Genomic DNA, 24247 nt, shown 5'->3' with positions numbered 1-24247 from the left:
ATTATGATAATTAATAATTTAAAACTATTTGTTAGAAATGCACTCCGTTATAAAAGTGTATCGCTAATTAATATCATTGGGTTAAGTGCTGGTTTGGCTTGTGCATTGTTTATTTGTTTATGGATTTATGAAGAATGGACTGTAGATAAGTTTCATGAAAATGAACCAGAATTGTATCAAGCAATGGTAAAATCTCAGGAAAGCAATGGTACTGCAGTTTATGAAAATACCCCTCCTGTATTGGCTCAGGCTATAAAAAACGAAATTCCAGAAGTGACAAATGCGATTCCCTATATATATGACTTTGCAAAGAATGTAATTTCTGTTGAAAATACAAGCTTTAAACTTCAAGGAATTTATGCAGGTGAAGAGTTTTTTGAAATGTTTTCTTACAATTTAATTCAAGGAAACCCTGAAACAGCACTAAGGGATATTAACAATATTGTTATTTCTAAAGAAATGGCAATTAATTTTTTTGGAACTAGTGAAGGTGTATTAGGAAAAAGTATTAAGTTAAATAATGATCGTGTAAAACAAATTTCGGGAGTTTTTGACATGTCAGGATTAAACAGTTCTATGCAGTTTGATTATGTGTTTCCTTATGAAGTTTTATATGTTCATATTCCAAGAGTAAAGAAAAACTGGAACAATAGTTATGTGCATACCTATTTACAGTTAAGTAAGGGAGCGTCTGCTGAATTGGTTGAGTCGAAAGTTAAAAATATTATAGCGCAAAACTCAAATAATAAGGCGGCAACAGTTTTTATACGTCCATTCTCTAGTAAATATTTATATGGTAAATATGAAGAAGGAGTTCAAGCTGGAGGCAGAATTGACTATGTGAAAACTTTCGGAATTATAGTCTTTTTTATTCTTGTAGTAGCTTGCATTAATTTTATAAATCTCTCTACAGCGAACGCTTCTCGAAGAATGCGTGAAATAGGAGTAAAAAAATCCATGGGAGCAAAAACCAAAGAACTAAGAGCACAGTTTTTTGGAGAATCAATATTAACCGTTTCTATTACTGGAATTATTGCACTTTTAATTGTGGTTTTATTGTTACCTCATTTTAATGCTATTGCCGGAAAACAAATTACACTTTCATTTAATACTACTTTGATTGGAATCTTTTTAGGAATGATTGTTTTTACTGGTGTTTTAGCAGGAAGTTATCCAGCAATTTATTTATCAAAATTAAACGCAGTTGAAATCTTAAAAGGGAAATTGAGTACTAGTTTTAGCGAGTTATTAATGCGAAAGGGATTAGTAATCTTTCAGTTTTCATTATCTGTAATTCTAATTGTTGCAGTAATGGTTATTTACCAACAAATGAAATTTATTCAAAGTAAAGATTTAGGTTATAACAAAGACAATATAATAGCTTTTAAAGCAGAAGGAAAAGCTGTAACTCAGTTAGATGATTTCTTGTTAGCAATGGATAGGATACCTGGAGTAGAATATGCCTCAAGTATGTTTAATGAATTCATTGGGCAAGCAAACTCTACTGGTGATTTAATTTGGAAAGGAAAGGATCCTAGTGAAATTGTAGATATGCAATATATGCGTGTTAATTATGATATGCTAGAATTACTTGGAATACAAATGAAAACAGGAAGGTTTTTTTCTAGAAAATTTAGTAATGATGGTCTTAAAATTATTTTCAATGAGAAGGCAATAGATTTGATGGGAATGGAAGACCCTATTGGTAAAACGGTAGAGCTATGGGGAGAGCAATTTGAAATATTAGGTATTGCTAAAGATTTTCATACAGAATCATTACAAGAACAAGTAAAGCCAATGTTTATTATTTGTAATACGAAAAGAACCAGTACAATAATGGTAAAAGTAAAATCAGGCGGGTTGCAAGGAACTATTAGAGATGTTGAACGTTTTTATACAGAGTATAACCCAGGGTTTCCTTTCGAATACAAGTTTATTGATGAAGATTTTGAAGCCTTGTACAGATCTGAACAAAGAATAGCTACACTCTCTAAATACTTTGCAGGATTGGCAATTATTATTTCGAGTTTAGGATTGTTTGGTTTAGCAATATTTACATCAGAAAATAGAAGAAAAGAAGTAGGTATACGTAGAGCTTTAGGGCAAAAAAGAACACAAATTATTTTATTGTTGACTTCGGAGTTTGCAAAACTAGTTGGTATTTCTATCCTAATAGGTTTACCTATCGCCTATCTCTTAACAAGAGATTGGTTAACAGGTTTTGCCTATAAAGTTGATTTGAACTTAGGATATTTCTTATTGGCAGGACTTATGGCTATGGCTATAGCATTGGCAACAGTAAGTTACCAAGCAATTCAAGCTGCATACAAAAACCCAGTAGAAGCACTTAAAGATGAATAGTTCATACTTTAAATTAGAGAAGACTTCTCTGCTATGAACAAAATATTAATGATTAATAATATTGTATAAAAATGAGCCTTACAATAAGCAAAACAAAAAAACATATAGTTACTCTAAGAGATTTATCTCCTGAGGAAATGGTTGAAATAATTGATAGAGGGATAGAATATATTAATGGAGAAGTTGAGTTAGGAGGCCAATTAAAAGGTAAAGTAATTGGAATCTATTTTACAAAAACATCAACTAGAACTAGAACCTCTTTTTCTACCGCAGCTCTTAGGTTAGGAGCACAAATTGTAACTTATGGTCCCAATGACTTACAATTAAATACTGGAGAAAGTATTAATGATACCTCAGAGGTACTTTCTAGAATGTTAGATGGATTGGTTGTAAGAACGGCAGGTGACCCTAATGTAATGAAAGCACTTGCAAATCAAGATAGAATGTCTTTGGTTAATGCTATGTCTGCAGATGAACACCCAACGCAAGCTATAGCAGATTTAACTACCATAAAACACCAATTTGGTGAATTATCTGGGTTAAATATAATATACTTGGGAGAGGGAAATAATACTGCATCAGCATTGGCATTGGCAATTGCAAAGGTTCCAAATATGACAATTAGCTTTTTTACTCCTCCTAATTATAATATAGCTCCTATGTTATTACAATATGCTAAGGAAGAAGGAGTAACAAGAAACACAATAATTCAAGAGTTTCATGATTTGAAAAAGCTTCCTCAACAAGCAGATATTGTATATACTACACGTTGGAAAACTACAGGTACAGTAAAACCAGATTCAAATTGGAGAGAAGTATTTGAACCATTTGCCGTAACAAAGGAAGTAATGAATACTTATTCAAATGCTATTTTTATGCATGATTTACCTGCTCATAGAGGAGATGAGGTAGAAGGAGCTGTAATTGATGGAGACAGAAGTATAGTCTTTAATCAAGCTGAAAACAAGGCTCATAGTGCAAAAGCAGTTTTAGAATGGTGTGTGTATTAATAATTAGAAGTGCATTAGAAGCTTTATTATATTTAGTCCCCCAGAAACTATGACAGCTGTATATTATACTATGTGTAAACAATTACCTAATCATTCTTTTGAAAAATTAGTTGCCTTATTGCCATTAGAGATGCAAAAAAAAACGCGAAATTATAAACGATGGCAAGATGCTCATGCATATTTATATGGAAGATTGTTATTAAAAGAAGCTATTTCTCAATTACGATACGATTATTCGCTTGAACTTATGCAAAAAACAGAATATGGAAAACCCTATTTTGAGAACAGCGAGTTTACATTTAATATTTCTCATTCTGGAGAATATATTGTTTGTGCGGTTAGTACAGATGAGAAACAATTCTTAGGTGTTGATATTGAAGAGGTGAAACCGATAGAATTTGAAGGTTTTAAAAGTATTTTTTCCGAAGAAGAAAAAAAAATGATTAGTAACTATAAAAATTTTTACACTTTTTGGACACGAAAAGAAGCAATTGTTAAAGCCGATGGTAGAGGGTTACAAATCCCTCTCAATACTATAAATACTACAAGTTTATCTGTTTTATTAGAAAATAAAAAGTATAATTTGTACCAAATTGATATAGATGAAAATTACATCACTTATATAGCAGCTTCTATAAATCTTGAAAAGAATATAAAGTGTATTTATAGAGATTTTGCAGAAATATATAAGTAAAAAACAAATTTTTATGGTATTTATTGATCTCAGCTTAGGGTTTAAAACCCTACAACTTTATTACAGAGCTATCTACGAGATGTTTTTATAAATAGCTGCTTGTGTGTGGTAATTATTTAAAAATGAAATAGTTATGAGTTTTATTTTGGAGTTGAATATTTTACAACAGATTTAGAAGAGTAAGAGGGAAATATTCTCTCTTACTTTTTATTGGTCTAAACTTAGGGTCTAAAACCCTGCAATTTTATTGCAGCACTTTCAGTTATATGAAAAATTAATACTTTTCAGATATGGAAAGATTAAAACGCAAAGGCTCTCATACAGTAAGTAGATTAACCTTTCATATAGTTTGGGTTACAAAATATTGTTATCAGATATTGAAAGGAGATATACAGGTTCGTTGTCGAGAACTTCTGATGCAAATTTGCGATGCAGAGAACGTATCGATTTTAAAAGGAGTAATTAGTTCAGATCATATCCATATGTATATAGAATATGTTCCTAAACAAAGTGTGAGCTATTTAGTAAAGCAGTTAAAGGGTAGAAGTTCTCGTAAACTTCAACAAGAATTTAGAAAGTTAAGTGATCTTTACTGGGGAAAACATTTTTGGGGAGTTGGCTATGGTGTTTGGAGTACAGGTAATATAACAAATGAATTGTTAATGATTTTATACATTGTGTCTGTCGCTACAAGTTAACAAAAAATAAGCCTCTTAAAAAGGCTTATTTAAAGTTGTTTTCTGTGAAATTATAGACTTGTGCAATGACTACTCTTGTTGTGTAGCGTTTTTTATTACATTTTATTAAAGTGCATATCCATTACTTCTCCGCTATTCAGAATGTAGTGTAATCTTTCATCTCTAATTAATAATTTGGTTTCGTGTTCAAAGGGTGTTTTGAAATCCTTTTCTAAATTTAATTCAATAACTAGGAGGTTTGCTTTATTAGATTTATTATTAGACTCATAACCTGTCTCAACTTTAAATAATTGTTTTTGGTATGGATTAGCCCACGTTTTCTGAGAATGAATAGTAGAGACTTTAATTGAAATTTCTGAAGGAAAATCAGTTTCAATTTGTATAAGTCCTTCTTTATTGGTTCGTGCACGATTGCTATTTATTACGACACTTAAATAGGCTAAAGGTTTCTTTTGATTATCAATTAGTTTAATGAATTTTCCTTTTTGCTCATAATTGATAAGCTTTGAATTAGAGACAATTAATTCTGTTTGTTTAATTTTAGGATTAAATATTAAGGTGTCCTTTTTTTTAATAAACTTTCCATTGATTATTATATTTGGGTCAAGCGGGTCAATTAATTCAAATTCAAAATTTCCGTCTTTAAGGCAAAGCTTTTCTTCTATAATATCGTAGGTGCTTTTATAACATTGGCTTGAAATATTATTAGATACTAAAATTAGTAATATATAAATAAAGTATAATTTTTTCATTCGGTTTTTTAATGATATACAACGGACTTGTGTATGAAACGTAGCGTGTAAAAAGACACTAACTTTTCGGATTAAGACAGAGCCGAATTTTTATATTTTGTTTTTAATTTATCACTTTTTAAAAGCCAAATTAAAAATTTGGCGGACTTTCTAAATATACACAAACCTATCGGTTTAGGACTTATTAGCTATGTTTTATACACCATGTTGTAAAACGTTATTTTATTTTAATTAGTCTAGTCTTTTTTTTATATTCAGAAAGCTCAATCAATTTATTTTTTTCAACAATAGAATCCTTATTAATAATTATTTTCAATTCGCTTTTGTCGAATTCCTGTTCAAATGATTCGAATGATGCGTATCCTCCAATAAAAATTGCTTCATTGGGTTTTACGGTCACGGTTACCATTTGTGTTTCATCATTATATTCAGCATTATTTGGTAATTCAGTTGGTCTTTTCTTTTCATTCTTATAATAAAGTCTATAAACGCTTTCGCTAAAAGTGAACGTTTTAGGATTTTTTAAAAATTCAGTTTCATTTATTTTATAACTTATCTGTATTTCTTGGTCAAGATTGTTACCAACAAAAAGTAATATTCCCCAAGAACATGACGAAAGACATAAGGTCAAAATTAATGATAAACTAAATCCAAATATTTTCTTCATCAAGTGCATTTAATGCTTGCTAACGGACTTGTGTACGAAACGTAGCGTGCAAAAACACACAAACATTTCGGATTAACACAGAGCCGAATTTTTATATTTTATTTTTTTCTTTTTAAAAGCCTAAATAGACCATTTCGTTATCGCGTAATATTCTATTTGATATACTTTATAAAAATACACTAACTTTCGGATTAAACACCAAAACCCGTATTAACTTTAGCCATTGATAGCTTTAGTTTTTACTGTTTTCATATTCAATTCTAATTAGATAATCAGGTTCTTTTGGTATTAGTCCTTTTCCTAAAAAATCCGAATACTCATTACTTGAAATAATGATACAATTAATTACTTGGTCAACTATGGGTAAAGTGAAAATTTTCTTTTTTGAATAAACCTTTATAATTGAATTTATTTCATTAAGATATTCGTCATCTATCCAATCTCCATTTTCTCTTTTATCAAATACAAAATTTTTATATACGTTATTAATCTTAATATTCAGTTTAATTAAATCATCTTTATTTTTTCCTGAACCACTTATCTCTATCGGGATATTAAGTAACTGAAATAATTTTTCTGTTAATTTTTTATAATCATTATAATTCCAAAAACCTTCGGTATCAAAAGAAATATCATCTAAAGCTAGACATAAATAATCGTTATCTAAATCATTAATTGATTTTAAAGTTTGTTCTTTTATTGAGTCAGTTTTTTCTTTAAACCAATTTGTTTGTTTGAGAGAAGATTTATATTCCTTTTTATCACGAGTTTTTATCCAATACTTTTTCTTTTCCAATTCTTGTGAATGTAAAGTTGTTGAAAATGTTAAAAATAGAATTATTCTGATTATCATATCAAATTAAAGCTAACGTTTTGGCTAAGCTGCGTTTTAATGCAGTTTAGGTGGTGTTGGGCAATCGTTTTTAATTTAAATTGTATTTTTTCGTTCTTTTCTTTTGATAGTAACAAAACACCTTTTTTTTTGATAAATCTAGAAAAACTGAATCTACAGGTTCTTCAAGTGGAAATTCAATATAAGGCCCTAAAAAACTTATAACAATCATGTTTCTTATATTTTTAAATCCAATACTGCATTACCATTCATATCAGATTCTGTTCCAACAGGTGGTTTAGAATTTTTAATTAAAATAGTTACACCTCTGATTGGTTTGTTCTTGTCAAAGATAAGTTTAAATTTAACTTTGTTTGTGATTTTATTTTGTCCACAACAGCTAAAAGCAAAACAAAATATTACAATTATTAATTTCATTTATTGGTAGTTTGAATGTTGCCCAACGGTCTCGTATAACCGTCAGTTACGGGTTAATATGCGTTAATTTTTGATTAAGCACAGACTTTAGCAATTCCGAGTGGATTCGGACGTAGTCGAATCCGCCGTAATTGCGGTTATACCTTGTGTCTGTTGCACAAGTTAACAAAAAAATAAGGTTTCTTTAGAAAAGAGGTTCCATTAGTTTGTTATTTTTATATATGCAAGGAGTTAAAGTATACCAAGAGAAGTTATTTAATAGTTTTCGTTTAAGCGATCATGTCCCTCCATCTAATTTTTACAGACAATTAAAAGAGATACTTCAATTAGATTTTTTATATAAAGCAACGTCATGTTACTATGGTAAAAGCGGGCAAAAAAGTATAGATCCTATTGTTTTTTTTAAGCTTAGTTTAATAGGTTATTTAGAAAACATTATAAGTGATCGAAAACTGATCTCACACTGTAGTATGCGTTTAGATTTGTTATATTTTTTAGATTATGACATCGATGAAAAACTTCCTTGGCATTCTACCTTTAGTCGTACTCGTCAATTGTTTCCAGAGTCTGTTTTTGAAAGTGTTTTTACCAAGGTATTAGGTATGTGTATAGAAAAGGGTATGGTAAGTGGAGATACTCAAGCCATTGATTCAGCGCCAATAAAAGCCAATGCAAGTATGGATAGTTTGGAGTTAAAAGTACCAAAAGAAGATTTAGCCTCTCATTTAGCTTCCGTTCGCCATATAAGTAACCGAGATAAAGAAGTTTTTAGAAAAGCCAAGGAAGATAAAACAACGAAAGAACAAAGGACACTAAGTGCCAATAAACAGGAGTTAAATAGTATTGCATCACGAAATAAGAAATGGGCAAAAGATCAGAACCATCGTCCAGGAGCTAATAATAAAGGAAGTCGCTATACTAGTAACAAAACACATTACAGTCCTACCGATCCAGATGCCCGAATTAGTGTAAAACCAGGCAAGGCACGAAAGTTAAATTATAGTAGTCAACTTAGTGTAGATACAGCAAATCATGTGATTACTGATATACAAGCTTATCATGCTGATAAAAAAGATAGTCAATGTTTAGAAGATATTATAAACCGTTTGCATAAACGATTATGGGGCTTTGGATTATTGTTAAAAAACTGCATAGCCGATACGGGTTATAGTAGTGGAGAGGTATATGCTTACTTAGAAAAAAAAGGTGTGACAAGTTTTATAGCACCTCATGGAACTTATAAAGGCGGACCAGAAGGTTTTATTTATGATAAAAAAGGAGATTATTATCAATGTCCTCAAGGAAAAAAGATTCCATTCAAAAAAGTATTTTTAGATTATAGAACACAAACAAAGAAGAAAGAATATCGAGGGTCAAGTAAACTATGCAAAACCAGTCCTATAAAAAAGGAATGTTTAGGAAAAACGGCAAAAGAGAAAAGGTTTAGTGTTACTTATTACCGAGAGGAGTATGAACGTAATAATAAACGAATAGCTAGTAAGCAAGGGCGTTATATGAAAAGGAAACGTCAAAGTACAGTAGAGCCTGTTTTTGGCACCTTAACTCAGTTTATGGGACTTCGTAAAATAAATACTTTAGGAATTAAGTAAGCTAATAAGGTGATACATGTATCGGCAATTGCTTATAATTTGAAAAAATATTTAAAATTTATAAAAAAGACTATAAAAAGTAAGGCAAAGGCTATAAATAGTCTGTTTTTAATAAAAAGGATGTTCGTAGACTTTGTATCATACTTTTTAATGTACTCAAAATTAAAAGTAGTCTTATAATTACTAAAAAAATAAGCCTCTTTAAAAGGCTTATTTAAAGTTGTTTTATGTGAAATTATAGACTTGTGCAACGGCTACCTTTGTTGTAAAACGTTTATTTTAAATCTTTAAATAAAATTCAGTGTTCACAGGTTTTTCATTAATATAACCTGGCATATAATTTAATCTTTCAATTATTAAATTTTTTATTTTATCTTTTTCTTCTGTCTCTAAATTTTTCCTAACTCTTAATTTGATTGATTCTTTTAGAATTTTTCCTTTGATATCTATCGTAAATAAAATTATTATTCTATTTAAGTCAAAATCAGAATTTAGTTTTCTTTTTAAAGTTTCAATACCCGATAATAATTTAGGTTTTTTGTCTACATATTTAATTTTATATGCATCAAATGAATTAATAAATCCATATTTCTTTTTGTAACTTTTCTCTTCACTTTCAGCCATTTCTTTACTAATAAATTTAGAAGTAATAGTTTTAGAGTTGACTATTTTCTGTGTTTTATAAGAAATTTCATTTATTTTTAATTCGTAATTAATATTGATTTGTTTATTTGTTGTAAATGGGTTTTCGTTAAACTCAATTTTTGATTTCACTACTTTGAATTCAGTTGAATTCTCATCAATGACATCCGTCCAGTAATTGTAGTAAGCTGACTTTATCTCTAATTTTTTATTAACCTTTATTAAAGTTGTTTCTCCTGTAAATCCAGAATATAAACAATTGTAAATCCAAATTTCATTATCAGAAATTCGTTCAAAAAGTATTTGTTCAGTTTTGTTAAACTCGTTGAATGAGAAAGAATCATCAGAAATTGAGTCTGCTTTATGTATTGTTTGAACATTATTTAATCTTGTATCTTTTTTTTTATTTGAACAAGAAAAGTTCAAAATTATAATTAAAATAAATAATAAGTTTAATGTTCTGTTCATTTAATGTTTTACAACGTAGGGCTAAACACAATTGTTTTTATTCCCGTTATATATAGACCAAAAATACTCATATATATTATAAATCTAAAGAGTTTTTAATATTGTTGAAGTTTTTAGTGGCAATATGTGTATATATTTCAGTAGTTTTTGTTGAGTTGTGTCCTTATAATACTTACATATATCAAATCAGTTCTATTTTTTTAAAGGAAAGTAGCAAAGCTATGTCTTAAAGTATCTGGTGTTACATTTTGCATCATTTTTAATATGATATGTTTATGCAAGAAGCTATTCTTAAGGGAGAAAAAGAGTGTTTAAGCTGTTTCTATTATATGGGGATTTTAAAAAAATGTTTTTTGTTCATTTTCATGAGACCAAAGTAAATTACTACTTTTAGTTAGTTGAATAATATACTGTTGTAGAATTGGAGATAATACATTGTTTATCATGTAAAAAGGAGCCTTAAGGAAAATCTAATAATAAAATGTGAGATGTATAGTAAAAGTACTAAAGGAAAGGTAGAAATAGAAAAAGTTAAATGTTGTGAATAGAATATAATTTAAACATTTTAACACAGTGGTAACATGAACAGACTGCAGCAAAAAAAGAGTAAAAACATCATTTTATAGACACAATAACTGCAGTAGCAACAGTAAAAAGCAACAAATTATAGCGATTAAAAAAGTAGCTTAGCTTTTATTTTTTGCAAAGTTGCGGTTTAGTAAGAGCAAAGTAGCGTTTGGTTGATTGCAGCTTTGCAGTTGATGAAGTGCAAAGCTCCAGTTGAACAAGAGCAAAGCTGCAAATAAAAAATGCAGCAGCAGCATTTTTGAGAAAAAAGCACAAAAAAACCTCAAAAAGATCAATGTATTTTTGAGGTTTTGCCTTTTAAAAAGTTGTAAAACTAGTTACACCAGTTTATATTCAACGTTTTTTAATAATTGTTTCAAACGTTTATTGGGTCTAAAATTTATACACCATTTATTAATTTGTCGAATAACAGCATGTATATAATGTCTTTTTAGAGTAGTAATTTCTTGTATATTGTTCTTTCGGATTCTTTTTACATTCATCATAATTTTTTTGTTTTTGTATAGTAAAGCTATGTTAGCCACAGGTGATACTTTTACTTATAGCTATTTTTTAATAGTATTCCTTTTGTGTCCAAAATAGTGTTTAATGTAGTTTTAAGGATTGAATAGGGGAGTATGTATCTGTAGTTGCAGTTGAAAGTATTTAAGGGTAGAATCTTTTCTAGACTCTTTTTTAGATTTATTTCCACTTGTTTGTAAAATTAATTAAAAGTATATAAGTGTTTTGTGAAATTTAGTTCTTAGGATCAAGTTCATGAGCAATTAATAATACATTTTTATGCTTACTTTATTTTATTTAGTGTCATAAATCCGATTATGTGAAATTTATCAAATTCGGCATCATATCTCAGTTTTATTTCTACATTTTGATAATCGGTCATTACTGTTAGGGTACAGTTTTCAGTATTATTAGAAGGAAAAATCAAATAATGAGTTTTAATTTCAAAACCAAATTTAGAAGCGTTTTTCTGTAGTTCAGTCATTTTAGTCTTTAAACCGTCTCCAAGTGTTACGACATCAGGAAAGTTAGAGTGAAATTGAGAAAAATCGGTTTGAGTAAGTTTCTTTCCTATATTTAGAATTCTATTTTTATCTAATTTAATTTCGCTACATGAAATCAATAATATTAGAATTAGCAATTTTAATATGTTTTTCATTTTCTTGTATTACTGTTAACTTTATTGCCTACTTTTTCATGCCAAAACTCTGTCCAAAAATTAGTTCATTGTTTTGATTCCAATAATAAGTAAAAAAATATCTTGGAATATCATTTGAATTTCTATGAGTTATGTCAATACAGATTGCATCTGATTTTTCACCTAAATCATTTGTTTGTACTTTAACATCATAAGTCAATCCGTAAGCTATGATTTCACCATTAATAAATTGTTTCTCAAATTTAGATCTTAGTTCATTAATAACTTTCATACTATTTGGAAAATCAGTTTCATTATCTTCTTGTCCGACAGCAACAAGCTCTCCGTTATTCTTAATTTGTGCTCCAAATGGATAATATTCTTTTCCATTGTTTAACATGTATTTGGCGAATTTATGAGAATAGTCAATTATCGACTGTATATCTTTTTTTATTTCTTTTTTCATAAAGTAGGTAATTTTCTTCGTATTAATAGTAGTGCAAGTTTAAAGCTTTTAACTTTTGGTTTACTACTAAGTCAAAACAAACGTTTTTATTTTAATTCTTTTATATTTTCATCAAGCCAAACATCTTCGTAGCCTTTTTTGTCCGTTAAAAAACGAAAACCAATGTCAAGTCCGAGATATTTGATTATTTCAGGTTTTAATTCAATTAAATGTTCCAGACATAGAGGTTTGAAAAAATCATCTTCGTCAGACCATTCACCACTCCAAATGTACCATCCGATCATTTTTTCATGTTTAGGATGCCGTAAACCATTCAAAGGTTCAAGTTCAAGATTTGAGGAAACTCCAATAAAAAGTTTTTCGTCAATAGGAGTAAAGTTAGAATTATACTTTTTACAAATCATTTTTTGCAATTCTATGTGTTTCTTTAACCCTTCGATTTCTTTATTTTCCATTATTCTTCAATATGTGGCGCTACTGACTTGTGTATGAAACGTAGCGTGTAAAAAACACTAACTTTTCGAATTAACACAGAGCCGAATTTTTATTCTTTTATTTTAATTTCACCTTTCCAAAAGCAAGCTATTTCAAAATCTGTATATGGATTTTTACCACTCTTATTGATACACCATTGCCAGTCTACAATATCGGTATTAGTCAATACTCTTAATTCTGAACCATTCTTGAAATCAATTATCAAATTTTTCATTTCATCCAAATCAATACGAGTTATCAACTTTCTTAGATTTGCGGCTACAATTGTCGATTTAGAAACATCTTCTTTGTCAACGCTAAAATTAAATTGATTGTAGTTTTCTTTAAGGAGTTTTGTTATTTTTCTTTCTTCTTTGAATTCAATGGTATGTGCTGAAAGCCAATAATCCCCAATAAGCAAATCCCAAGTATCTCCAACACTAAATCGTGAGATAAATTGACCTACGAGTTTATTATTTAGTAGTTCTAATTCGTTTTCCATCTAATCAACTATAACGGTCGTGTGTATGAAATGTAGCATACAAAAAGACACTAATTTTTCGGATTAACACAGAACCGAATTTTTACATCTTATTTTTTATTCCGTTTTAATTGGTGTACATATTTCAATTAAAAATCCGTTATTATCTCTCACATAACCTACTTTTTGTCCCCAAGGTTTTTCAGTCAAAGCTTCAAATTCAATCGCTCCCATTTCTAGAGCTTTTTTAAAGTCCGATTCAATGTTTTCAGTGACGAATACCATTTCCACACCAAATGGTTTTTCATTTCTATTCGTTTTTACAAATCCTTTTTTGAAGTTGGAACTCCCTAATTCAATAGAGGCAAAAGCAATTGTTGTTTCTCCCGAAATCAATTCTCCATAATCATTTTCAGGTGTTATAAACTTCTGCTGAAACCCAAATGCCTTTTCATAAAATTCAATGGTATCTTTTACATCCTCAACATAAATTATTGTATATCCGTATTTCATTAGCGTTTAGTTTTTGTTAGCTTTTCGTTTTTTATTCTTTCGCTTATTCTAAAATCATCTAGTTTTTCAGAATCTACCAAGTTGTCATTTTTAACGTAATGATAAACCCTTTGAAACAGTTCTAGACATTCGCTTAAATATTCTTCTTCTATTTCCTTATTTATATCTTTTTCTAAATAGTCTAGACATCTTTTTAGAAATACTATTGTACTATCAAATTGCTTTCCCTGAAATAAGGATATTGCGTGATTGACGTATGTCGCAAATTCATACTCGGGAATATTTCTTCGAAAATATCTTTGAGGAATAGTTTTGTTTATTCGCTCAATGTGGTAATCAATATTCAGATTTATTGGCGTCCAGTCAAAAATCAAAAATTCGTCCAAATGCTCTCCCTCTAAATCAGTCCATTCTTCATAGCCCCCAACAGGAACGTCATAGTTCGGTCCATAAAGCTTTTTGGAGTAGATTTTAATCTTTGTTACAATTTTACAATCGTCATTTGGGTCAACTTGAAATTCAAATCTTCCAAATTCATAAATCAAGTCTTCTCTATTATTACCTTCCAAGAAATCTATGCCGATTTCATTATCGGATTCAATGCACGCATCCATTACTTGATCTATAGAGGATAAAGCCTTCTCCTTCAGAGAATATTTTTTAGCAAATACTAATATTTGATTTTGAATACCCATTTTATATGAAAGTTAACATATGGCTAAATACAATTGTGTTTATTTACACTGTATAACAAATATAAAATTTCAGTATTGTAGAAACTAAATGTTTTTTCCATTTTTAATACTTCTTAGATCAGAAACTTATTGTAAAATAAGAATAAATAAAACGTTGAGTTAACAAAAAAGCCTTAAAAGTATCATACTTTTAAGGCTTTTATATAGCTATGAGCTTATTGTTTATTTAACTAATAACTTTTTTGTAACTGAGCTATTAGCGTTTGAAAGTCTTACTAAATAAATTCCACTATTTAAGTTTTCAATAGTAAATTTCTGAGCAACAAATTCTGGATTCTTTTTAAAGTAAATTTCTTTACCAATAATAGAAATTACCTTAACTTCAGTAATCTCGTTACTAGATTTGATTGTAACATTTCCTGTATTAGAAGGATTTGGAAAAACTCTTAAATTACCAAAACTATTAAAATCATCAGTACTAGCCGTTCCCCATCTATCTTGAGCAGCAGGACCACCCCAAATTTGAGTAGCTAAATTAGGATTGTCAATAAAAGGATTTCTATTTCCTTGTGCATAGGTATTACTAGTATCTTCATGAAATTCATTTCTCTTATCTTCTATAGCAGAAACAGGATCTTCTGCATTCCACTGTAAAAATAAATCAATCATATCGTCACCAGCACCAGCATTCGTACCAACACCAATATCTGAGGGTACACATTGACTACCATAACGTAAATACATATACATCATCATACGCGCTATATCACCTTTCCATTCATCACCAGGATACCAGTCACCAGAAGCTTGTTCTCCAGAGTTCCCAGAACCCTCTCCAAAAAGCTTATTTCCTCTTGTTGCATTATATTGAACATCAGAAGGGCGTAAATGATGTGCATCTGAATAAGGAGTATCACCTCTATCAAAGCTAGGATTACCTAAGCTTCTAGCAAAAGTATGTTCTCTATTCCAATCGCCATTACTACCACCATTGTCATCAATTCCTCTAGTTCTAGCTGTAGTACCAGAAGCGCTAAATCCATAAATTAATAATACTTCATTAGGATTGTCTGGATTCACATCTGTAGCTTTACAAGCCTCCCATACACCAGGAGTATAATCTAAAATATTAGTATGTGTACTAGAAATTTTTACAGCCAACTCATCTTTTAATTCGATACCTGTTTTGGTTAAATCAACATCATTATAGTATGATTGTTGTGCCAATAATACTACTACATTTGTAAGGAAAATTATTGTTAAAAGTAATTTTTTTACCATCGTCATCATTTATATATTAAATTTATTTTTTTTCTAATAAAGCCATGTAAAAGCCATCAAAACCAGATCGGTAAGATAATATTTTTTCATCTTTTACAAAAGAGAAATCCTGACCAGCATCTGAAGCCAAGAAAAACTCAATTTGCTTTTGATTTTCTGAAGGCAATACAGAACAAGTAGCATATACTAATTTACCACCAGATTTTACCATTTTTGAATAATCTTGTAGTACTTGTTGTTGTACGTTTCTAATATTATCTAAAAATTCAGGTTGTAATTTCCATTTACTATCCGGATTTCTTCTAATAACACCTAAACCAGAACAGGGAGCATCAATTAAAACTCTATCTGCTTTGTTGTGTAATTTCTTTATAGGTTTGGTAGAATCAATAACACGCAAATCAATATTATGTACTCCATTTCTACGAGCACGAACTTTTAGCTTTTTTAATTTACTCTCGTAAATATCCATAGCTATAATTTGCCCCTTATTTTGCATTAATGAAGCCAAGTGTAAAGTTTTTCCACCTGCACCTGCACATGTGTCTACAACTTTCATACCAGGACTAACATCTAGGTATGCAGCAACTAATTGAGATGAAGCATCTTGAACTTCAAATAATCCTTTTTTAAAGCACTCTGTTTTAAAAACATTCGCTCTTTCTACTAATTTTAAAGCATCAGGATGTCCTTTTACAAATTCTGTTTCAATTCCTTCAGCACTTAATCTTTTTTGAAGACTTTCTTTAGTAGTATTTAATGTATTGGTACGTAAAATAACTTCAGCTTGTTTATTAAGAGCTGCAATTTCTTTTGTCCAAACCTCTTCACCTAATTCACTTAAACCTATTTCGTCAATCCAATCAGGTATCGATTCTCTAAATTTTCTAATTTTTAAAAGTTCATCAAACTTTCCTTTGATCCTTCTGGTTGGAGTAGGTTCAATTTGATTCCAATCAGGTAATTGAATTCCTCTCAATACACACCAAACAGAAAATAATCGCCATAAGTCAGGGCGTGAAAAAGGAACTTTTACATTCGCAATTTCAGCATATAAACGTTTCCAACGAACAATTTCATAAATGGTTTCAGCAACAAATTTTCTATCTCTAGCACCCCATCTTTTATCTCTTCTTAATGCAGTTTCAACAGCTTTATCGGCATAAACACCTTCATTAAAAATGTCTCTTAAGCTATCAATAACAGCATATACCAAGTTTCTATGTAATCTCATTTAATGATTTTAAGGCTACAAATATAGTTGATTTTAATGGTTTTTTGTACTTTCGTTTGCATGTAAAAATGCTGTGTAAATAAAATTTAAAATTATAAAATAGTAAAAGTCATCTTACTATAAATGAATCTAAATCAACCTGTAACTTATATAAAAGGCGTTAGTGTAGCAAGAGCCGAGTTATTATTTTCAGAATTAGGAATAAGAACTTGTAATGATTTATTGCATCTTTTTCCGTTTCGATATATAGATAAAACTCAATTTTACACTATAAACCAGCTTCAAAGAAACACCTCGGAAGTTCAAATTGTTGGAAAAATTACTTCGGTAAAAACAGTCAAACAAAAAAGAGGAAGTAGGTTAGTAGCTACTTTTTCTGATGCAACCGGAAGTATAGAATTGGTTTGGTTTAAAGGAGCCAAGTGGATTAAAGATTCTTTAAAAGGTGGCGTGCCTTATGTTATTTATGGAAAGTTGAATTGGTACAATGGCGTAGCTAGTATGCCACATCCTGAAATGGAATTAGTTTCAGAATACAAAAAAAAGTTGCAAACGGCTATGCAGCCTGTTTATCCTTCAACAGAAAAATTATCTAATAAAGGTATTGGACACAAAGTAATGCGAAGCATGGTGCAAAATGCACTACAACAAACTTTTGAAAGCATAGAGGAGGTTTTTTCTGCTGATTTTAGAAATGAACACAAATTGCTACACAAGAAAGAAGCTATTTTAAATATTCATTTTCCTAAAAGTCAAGAGTTATTAGCACAGGCGCAGTATAGATTAAAGTTTGAGGAATTATTTTTTATTCAGTTGCAATTATTGTTGAAAAAGCTAATTAACAAATCAAAAAATAAAGGGTTTGTTTTTGGACAAGTAGGAGAGATATTTACAAATTTTTACAATAATCATTTGCCTTTTGATTTAACAAATGCTCAAAAGCGTGTGTTGAAAGAAATACGAAAAGATGTAGGTTCTGGAGCTCAAATGAATCGTTTATTACAAGGAGATGTAGGTTCTGGAAAAACAATTGTTGCTCTGTTGGTAATGCTTTTAGCTATTGATAATGGTTACCAAGCAACGATTATGGCACCTACAGAAATTTTAGCTTCACAGCATTATAATGGTATAGCTGAGTTGTTAGAGGGTACGGATATTAAAGTAGATTTATTAACAGGATCAACGAAAGTTAAAAAGCGAAGAGAGATTCATGCTGGCTTAGAAGACGGTTCTTTACAGATTTTAATTGGTACGCATGCTATTTTAGAAGATAAAGTTCAGTTTCAAAATTTAGGATTAGCCATTATTGATGAGCAGCATCGATTTGGAGTAGCTCAAAGAAGAAAGTTATGGGAGAAAACACAAAACTCAATTGATAAATCTTCTGAGGAGGTCGGAGGGGCTATTCCTCCACATATTTTAGTAATGACAGCAACTCCAATTCCAAGAACATTAGCAATGTCATTGTATGGAGATTTAGATATTTCAGCAATAGATGAATTGCCTCCTGGAAGGAAAGATGTAAAAACAGTACACAGATATGATAGTCATCGATTAGGAGTTTTTAAATTTTTAAAAGATGAAATTGAGAAAGGTAGACAGGTGTATGTAGTATATCCATTAATTCAAGAATCTGAGGCAATGGATTATAAAGATTTAATGGATGGTTATGAAAGTATTATAAGAGAGTTTCCTTCTCCGAAATATCAAATTAGTATTGTTCATGGTCAAATGAAACCAGCGGACAAAGATTATGAAATGAATCGTTTTGTGAATGGGGAAACTCAAATTATGGTAGCTACTACAGTAATTGAAGTAGGGGTAAATGTACCAAATGCATCTGTAATGGTAATTGAAAGTGCTGAACGATTTGGATTAAGTCAGTTACACCAGTTAAGAGGTAGAGTAGGACGTGGAGCCGAACAAAGTTATTGTATCTTATTATCTAGTTATAAATTATCATCAGATTCTAAAACAAGGTTACAAACAATGGTTGAAACTACTGACGGATTTAAGATTGCTGAGGTAGATTTAAAGCTTCGTGGTCCTGGAAATATTATGGGGACACAGCAAAGTGGTGTGTTGAATTTAAAAATAGCAGATGTGGTAAAAGATAGTCCTATTTTATTTCAAGCTCGTCAATCTGCTATGCAATTGTTAAACGATGATCCTAATTTATCATTAGAAAAAAATAGTTTAATTCTGAAACGTTTGACTTCATTAAGAAAAACGAGTGGAATTTGGAGTGATATTAGTTAAACAAGGAGAAAATTGCTCTCCTCCTTGTTTATAATAATTTATCCCTTATAAAAAGGTAACTTCACTACTTTTGCAGCTACTTGTTTTTTACGAATTTGAATAAAGATTTCTGAATCTACTTTTGAATTTTCAATAGTCACATATCCTAAACCTATTCCTTTACTTAAACTAGGGCTCATAGTACCTGAAGTAACTTCACCAATAACAGTTCCTTCACCATCTACGATTTCGTAATCTTTACGAGGAATTCCACGCTCTGTTAATTCAAAAGCAACTAACTTTCTACTTACTCCGTTTTCTTTTTGTGTTTTTAAAGCTTCAGCATTCACAAAATCTTTAGTAAACTTGGTAATCCACCCTAATCCAGCTTCAATAGGAGAGGTAGTATCGGTAATATCATTTCCGTATAAACAATATCCCATTTCTAAACGTAAAGTATCACGGGCAGCTAATCCGATAGGTTTAATTCCCCAATCAGCACCAGCTTCAAAAACCTTCTCCCAAAGTTGAGCAACATCTTCATTTTTAACATAAACTTCAAATCCACCAGAACCAGTATAACCAGTTGCAGAAACTACAACATTAGGAATACCTGCAAAATCTGTAATTTGAAATGTATAAAATTTGATAGCAGATAAATCAACTTCAGTTAATGATTGCATTGCTTCTGCTGCTTTAGGACCTTGAATAGCTAATAAAGACCAATCTTCAGATCTGTTTTCCATTTCAACATTTAAGTCGTTATGTTTAGAAATCCAGTTCCAGTCTTTTTCAATGTTAGAAGCATTAACAACCAACATGTACTCATTTTCAGCAATCATGTAAATAATTAAATCATCTACAATACCACCATCATTGTTTGGCATACAAGTATATTGAGCCTTACCTGGTACTAATTTAGAAGCATCGTTGGTAGTTATTTTCTGAATTAAAGCCAAAGCATTTTCTCCTTTTAAAAAGAATTCACCCATATGACTTACATCAAAAACACCTACTCCTTGTCTTACTGTTTCATGTTCAGCATTTACTCCTTCGTACTGAACAGGCATGTTATAACCTGCAAAAGGAACCATTTTTGCTCCAAGTGCTTCATGTATATGTGTTAGCGCTGTATTTTTCATGCTATGATTTAGTTGTTATTTTTCAAGCATCAAAAATATTGAATAGTATCCAATTATTAGTTAGCCATTAGCAGTTTTTCAGTTAACAGTAGTTATTTTTAATAATAAATGAAGAGTGATTGCTTTAGACTAGTTGTTTTTTATAATTTGATAAATAGATCGTTTGATGTTGATATTTATTACTTGTTTTAATTATTACAGCTACCAATTATTTAAAACTTTCAATAGTATTCATAATAATAGTACATTTGAATTCATCAAAATTGAATTAATGAAGCAGATTTTATTCAGTGTTTTTTTACTGAGTTTTTATAACTTATTAGTAGCACAAACACCAACCGATTATCTTTCAAAAGAATTTCATAAAAATAGAAGAGAAATTTTACGACAAAAAATGTCTAAAAATTCTGTAGCAGTAGTTTTTGCCAATCCTATTAGAAATAGAGCTAACGATGTAGATTATGTTTTTCATCAAGACCCAGATTTTTATTATTTGACTGGATTGAGAGAACCTAATGCAGTAGTTTTAATTTTTTCTGAAAATAGAACAGATAAAATAGGGAATACCTACAATGAGGTTATTTATCTTCCAAAAAAAGACCCTATTTATGAATTGTGGAATGGTAAACGTTTAGGAGTTGAAGGAGCCAAATCTCAATTAGGTTTTTCTATAGCTAAAACTTCAGAAGAGTTTATAGAAGACGCTATAGATTTTACAAAATTTGACGAAGTTTATATCAAAGATTTTGAAGATGATTATAGAAATTCATTGAATAAATTAGGGGAAGTATATGATTTAGTGAAGAGTTTTAAGAGAAATTCAAATTACAATACATCAGCATCATTATCAGAACCTAAAAAGAAAGTATATGAGTTAATCAAAGCTACCCCCGTTGAAAATGCTGCAAATGTTGCTCAAGCTTTAGGAAAGGTAATGGTATATTATCCAGACTTAGAAAAAGATGAGTTGATTCAGGGATACAGGAATACTAGTGACACAAATAAAATAGAAGCAATTAAAGAAAAGGCAACATTAAAACTAAGTATTAAGCACAATAATATAAATAAAGAGTTTTTGAGTATAAAAATGGCTCAAATGCGTGAAATAAAAACTGCAGAAGAATTAAAATTACTAACCAAAGCAATTCGAATTTCTGCAGTTGGTCAAATAGAAGTAATGAAAGCTATGAAGCCTCATATGTCTGAAACTGAAATTCAAGGAATTCATGAGTTTGTTTACAAAAAATATGGAGCAGAATATGAAGGATACCCTTCAATAGTAGGAGCAGGTAACAATGGTTGCATTTTACATTATATTGAAAATAACAGAACTAAAGTTGACAACGATTTAGTATTAATGGATTTAGGAGCCGAATACAGAGGTTACACAGCAGATGTTACAAGAACAATTCCGGCAAATGGTAAGTTTTCACCTGAACAAAAAGCGATATATGAAATTGTATTAGAAGCTCAAAATGCAGGTATAGCAGTTTGTAAAGTAGGAAATCAATTTTGGGCTCCTGGACAACAATCAAAAACAATTATTAATGAAGGTTTATTAAAATTAGGAATTATCAAATCTATAGATGAAAAGCATTCTTATTTTCCTCATGGTACCTCACATCATATTGGTTTAGATGTTCACGATCCAGGAACTTATGGTAAGCTTGCTAAAAATATGGTAATTACTGTTGAACCTGGTATTTATATTCCAGAAGGAAGTTCATGTGATAAAAAATGGTGGGGAATAGCTGTAAGAATTGAAGATGATATTTTAATTACCGAACAAGGACCTAAAAATTTATCAGAAGAAGCCCCAAGAACTATAAAAGCTATAGAGAAAATGATGGCTAAAAAAAGTGTTTTAGACGATTTTATATTACCTTCTTTAGATTAAATGCACAACAGGGGAATATAGTGTTTTTTAATGTTTTACTAACTACTGATATTTTTGCTTTTTAAATATACAATATATATTTTTGCAAAAATAAATTGATAAAAATGAAAATAAATAAATTGATAAATATATTTATATATTCTTTCTTTCTTTCTTTCTTTTTTTTAGGATGTAAGGGGGATGAAAATATTGTAGTTGAAGAAGAGTTAGATGAATTAGTTATTTCTTTTAGAGATATTAAAGAAGATTCTGCGGTTATATTTTGGAATTCTCCTAAAAGTTCAGAAAAAATATATTATGATATTCTTCTTGAAGATAAAGTTATTTCTTCTGAAATAACCGATACTAGTTATTCTTTCGAAAATCTTAAATTAGATCAAGCTTATTCTGGTAAAGTAATAGCCAAATTAGAAAGTGGAAAAAGGATTGTTGGTGAATTTTCGTTTACTACAAAAACTATAGCTGTAGATTTGGAGTTTAAAGAGTTTAGTATTGAGCCTTTGTGGAACTCACAAGGCAGAATTCCACTTATTTACAGCCATATTACCTGGAATAAAATTATTGGGCCAGATGGTGTTAAACCTCTTTATAGAATTTTAGTAAATGGTAAAACACATAGAGTCAAACCTTCAGATAGTTTCGAAACAGATGATGATAAAGTTTATTATGGACTACCTCTCGGAGATTATTCTTTTTTATATAAAGTGCAAATTATAGCTGAATTCCCTGAGAATAATGACTTAAAATCAGAAGAAATTGAGATACAAAGTCTTTCAAGAGAAGAAGCGAATAGTGTTTTTTTTGAAAGTGAATCTATTTATATAGGTTATTCAACAGTTGTTTTTAAATTATCAGGTTTAAATTTGGATACAAAAAATACGGTTTTGTTGAATGGTAATATTATTTATGAAGACTATAAATCTAATGATTTAAAAATAGTACTACCAGTTAGTTATGACAACAAACTAAACACACTTAAAATTGTTTCAAGAAATGAAAGTCTTAACGTTGAATATAATCATTATATAGATTTTACTCCTTTAAATCTCCCACCTGTACGTTCAAATTTTGATGTAAAGATATTCAATGTAACACATAATTCTTTTAGATTTGTTGCTAATAGTTTAAAAAGTAATCATGACCCTATTTATTTAGAAGATTTAAATTGGGACATATGGAATCTTTATATAAATGATGAATTTATTGAAACAACTCAATGTTTTAGATTTTTTCAGACACCTTTTTCATATGAACTTACTCCAAATACAAATTATATTATTAAAATTGAAAACGCTAGAGGTCAGGATGAAGTAGTACCTCCTAATCCTATTTACGAGCCAGACTTAATAATTGAAAGAGGTTTTAAGGAATTCGAAATTACAACTTACCCAATAGAAGTAACTCCTTCTTCTAATATAGATGTTTACACATCAAATATTACGTCAAATAGTTTTGATTTATATTGGTTAACTGCTTTGTCGTATAATTGTGGTTATCATTTAGATACAGGTATATACTATGGAGTAAATTATATTTATGAATTTACTCTGAAATTAAATGGAATAGAGTATATGAAATTTAATCCATCTAAAACTAGTCCTAAAATTCTTATTGAAGGATTAGATACTAATACTGAATATAATGTTGAGCTTATTCTTAGTAGGGATAATAGAATATTTAGAGAAACTAATTTTAAAATTAGTACACTATAGAAAAGTTTATAGAGTAGGAATTGTTATATTAGGTGGGTTAATTTAACAAAAAAATAAAGATTTTCTTTTGTTTTTTTATTAAAATCAAGTGTTTATATTGAAGTCATCTTGACTTTTTTTGAGAAAAAATTAAGGGTTGTAGATATTTGTGTTGCGAAACATAAAAACACAACCCTATGTACCAAGTACTAAGCAAAGATATGATAGAATTAGAAA

21 protein-coding genes and 1 pseudogene are annotated in these 24247 nt (G+C 29.7%); 8 read left to right on the top strand and 14 right to left on the bottom strand.

The window, feature by feature from the left end; genetic code table 11:
* The first annotated feature begins 3 nt into the window (after positions 1–3).
* The 4 genes from EYW44_RS20720 to tnpA all read left to right on the top strand — a co-directional run bounded on the left by EYW44_RS20720 (position 4) and on the right by tnpA (position 4763).
* Positions 4–2361 carry an ABC transporter permease gene (locus tag EYW44_RS20720; RefSeq protein WP_132727365.1) on the top strand — a complete coding sequence of 786 codons (2358 nt, stop codon included), beginning with the start codon at positions 4–6 and terminating at the stop codon, positions 2359–2361.
* 71 nt (positions 2362–2432) lie between these two features.
* On the top strand, positions 2433–3371 hold the full coding sequence (locus EYW44_RS20715) for an ornithine carbamoyltransferase (RefSeq protein WP_132727362.1): 939 nt from the start codon (positions 2433–2435) through the stop codon (positions 3369–3371).
* A gap of 70 nt (positions 3372–3441) precedes the next feature.
* The gene (locus EYW44_RS20710; protein WP_165872288.1) at positions 3442–4065 is read left to right on the top strand and encodes a 4'-phosphopantetheinyl transferase family protein; all 624 of its coding nucleotides are present in this window, start codon (positions 3442–3444) and stop codon (positions 4063–4065) included.
* A gap of 290 nt (positions 4066–4355) precedes the next feature.
* Positions 4356–4763, top strand: coding sequence for an IS200/IS605 family transposase (gene tnpA, locus EYW44_RS20705; protein WP_132727356.1), 408 nt, complete (start codon positions 4356–4358; stop codon positions 4761–4763).
* Between the two features lie 95 nt (positions 4764–4858).
* On the opposite strand, the gene EYW44_RS20700 is transcribed toward tnpA, so the two are convergent.
* From EYW44_RS20700 to EYW44_RS20685, 4 genes are all read right to left on the bottom strand, one after another.
* Positions 4859–5515 (bottom strand): hypothetical protein, encoded by a 657-nt coding sequence (locus EYW44_RS20700; protein WP_132727353.1) that lies wholly within the window; start codon positions 5513–5515, stop codon positions 4859–4861.
* A 217-nt stretch (positions 5516–5732) separates the two neighbouring features.
* Positions 5733–6182 carry a hypothetical protein gene (locus EYW44_RS20695; protein ID WP_132727350.1) on the bottom strand — a complete coding sequence of 150 codons (450 nt, stop codon included), beginning with the start codon at positions 6180–6182 and terminating at the stop codon, positions 5733–5735.
* A 232-nt stretch (positions 6183–6414) separates the two neighbouring features.
* Positions 6415–7035 carry a hypothetical protein gene (locus EYW44_RS20690; RefSeq protein ID WP_132727347.1) on the bottom strand — a complete coding sequence of 207 codons (621 nt, stop codon included), beginning with the start codon at positions 7033–7035 and terminating at the stop codon, positions 6415–6417.
* A gap of 216 nt (positions 7036–7251) precedes the next feature.
* Positions 7252–7452, bottom strand: a complete 201-nt coding sequence (locus EYW44_RS20685) for a hypothetical protein (RefSeq protein ID WP_132727345.1) — start codon at positions 7450–7452, stop codon at positions 7252–7254.
* A gap of 221 nt (positions 7453–7673) precedes the next feature.
* On the opposite strand from EYW44_RS20685, the pseudogene EYW44_RS20680 reads away from it, so the two are divergent.
* A pseudogene (locus tag EYW44_RS20680) lies at positions 7674–9242 on the top strand (IS1182 family transposase).
* Positions 9243–9341: 99 nt separating this feature from the next.
* On the opposite strand, the gene EYW44_RS20675 reads toward EYW44_RS20680, so the two are convergent.
* The 9 genes from EYW44_RS20675 to EYW44_RS20630 all read right to left on the bottom strand — a co-directional run bounded on the left by EYW44_RS20675 (position 9342) and on the right by EYW44_RS20630 (position 17042).
* Entirely contained in the window at positions 9342–10172 is an 831-nt protein-coding gene (locus EYW44_RS20675) for a hypothetical protein (protein WP_132727342.1), read from the bottom strand.
* 1372 nt (positions 10173–11544) lie between these two features.
* A complete protein-coding gene (locus tag EYW44_RS20665; protein ID WP_132727339.1) occupies positions 11545–11919 on the bottom strand; it encodes a hypothetical protein in 375 nt (124 codons plus the stop codon).
* 28 nt (positions 11920–11947) lie between these two features.
* Positions 11948–12364 (bottom strand): hypothetical protein, encoded by a 417-nt coding sequence (locus EYW44_RS20660; RefSeq protein ID WP_132727336.1) that lies wholly within the window; start codon positions 12362–12364, stop codon positions 11948–11950.
* A gap of 86 nt (positions 12365–12450) precedes the next feature.
* Entirely contained in the window at positions 12451–12819 is a 369-nt protein-coding gene (locus EYW44_RS20655; protein ID WP_207893822.1) for an immunity protein Imm33 domain-containing protein, read from the bottom strand.
* Positions 12820–12908: 89 nt separating this feature from the next.
* On the bottom strand, positions 12909–13340 hold the full coding sequence (locus EYW44_RS20650) for a hypothetical protein (protein WP_132727333.1): 432 nt from the start codon (positions 13338–13340) through the stop codon (positions 12909–12911).
* A 96-nt stretch (positions 13341–13436) separates the two neighbouring features.
* Positions 13437–13832: a VOC family protein gene (locus EYW44_RS20645; protein WP_132727330.1), complete on the bottom strand. Its 396-nt coding sequence runs from the start codon at positions 13830–13832 to the stop codon at positions 13437–13439.
* On the bottom strand, positions 13832–14527 hold the full coding sequence (locus EYW44_RS20640) for a hypothetical protein (protein ID WP_132727327.1): 696 nt from the start codon (positions 14525–14527) through the stop codon (positions 13832–13834). Before EYW44_RS20640 ends, EYW44_RS20645 begins: the two co-directional genes overlap by 1 nt.
* A 222-nt stretch (positions 14528–14749) precedes the next feature.
* Positions 14750–15808 carry an endonuclease gene (locus tag EYW44_RS20635; RefSeq protein ID WP_165872287.1) on the bottom strand — a complete coding sequence of 353 codons (1059 nt, stop codon included), beginning with the start codon at positions 15806–15808 and terminating at the stop codon, positions 14750–14752.
* A 22-nt stretch (positions 15809–15830) separates the two neighbouring features.
* Positions 15831–17042: an RsmB/NOP family class I SAM-dependent RNA methyltransferase gene (locus tag EYW44_RS20630; protein WP_132727321.1), complete on the bottom strand. Its 1212-nt coding sequence runs from the start codon at positions 17040–17042 to the stop codon at positions 15831–15833.
* 123 nt (positions 17043–17165) lie between these two features.
* Here EYW44_RS20630 and recG point away from each other — a divergent pair, with 123 nt between their 5' ends.
* Positions 17166–19301 (top strand): ATP-dependent DNA helicase RecG, encoded by a 2136-nt coding sequence (gene recG / locus EYW44_RS20625; protein WP_132727318.1) that lies wholly within the window; start codon positions 17166–17168, stop codon positions 19299–19301.
* A gap of 38 nt (positions 19302–19339) precedes the next feature.
* On the opposite strand, the gene gcvT is transcribed toward recG, so the two are convergent.
* On the bottom strand, positions 19340–20422 hold the full coding sequence (gene gcvT, locus EYW44_RS20620; protein WP_132727314.1) for a glycine cleavage system aminomethyltransferase GcvT: 1083 nt from the start codon (positions 20420–20422) through the stop codon (positions 19340–19342).
* 271 nt (positions 20423–20693) lie between these two features.
* On the opposite strand from gcvT, the gene EYW44_RS20615 reads away from it, so the two are divergent.
* Together EYW44_RS20615 and EYW44_RS20610 are read left to right on the top strand one after the other, a co-directional pair.
* Positions 20694–22319 (top strand): aminopeptidase P family protein, encoded by a 1626-nt coding sequence (locus EYW44_RS20615; RefSeq protein WP_132727311.1) that lies wholly within the window; start codon positions 20694–20696, stop codon positions 22317–22319.
* Positions 22320–22423: 104 nt separating this feature from the next.
* Positions 22424–24031 (top strand): hypothetical protein, encoded by a 1608-nt coding sequence (locus EYW44_RS20610; RefSeq protein WP_132727308.1) that lies wholly within the window; start codon positions 22424–22426, stop codon positions 24029–24031.
* Positions 24032–24247: the final 216 nt, after the last annotated feature.

This window comes from Tenacibaculum sp. M341, from assembly GCF_004337695.1.
Lineage (GTDB): Bacteria > Bacteroidota > Bacteroidia > Flavobacteriales > Flavobacteriaceae > Polaribacter.
This window is presented reverse-complemented; position numbering and strand designations above follow the sequence as displayed.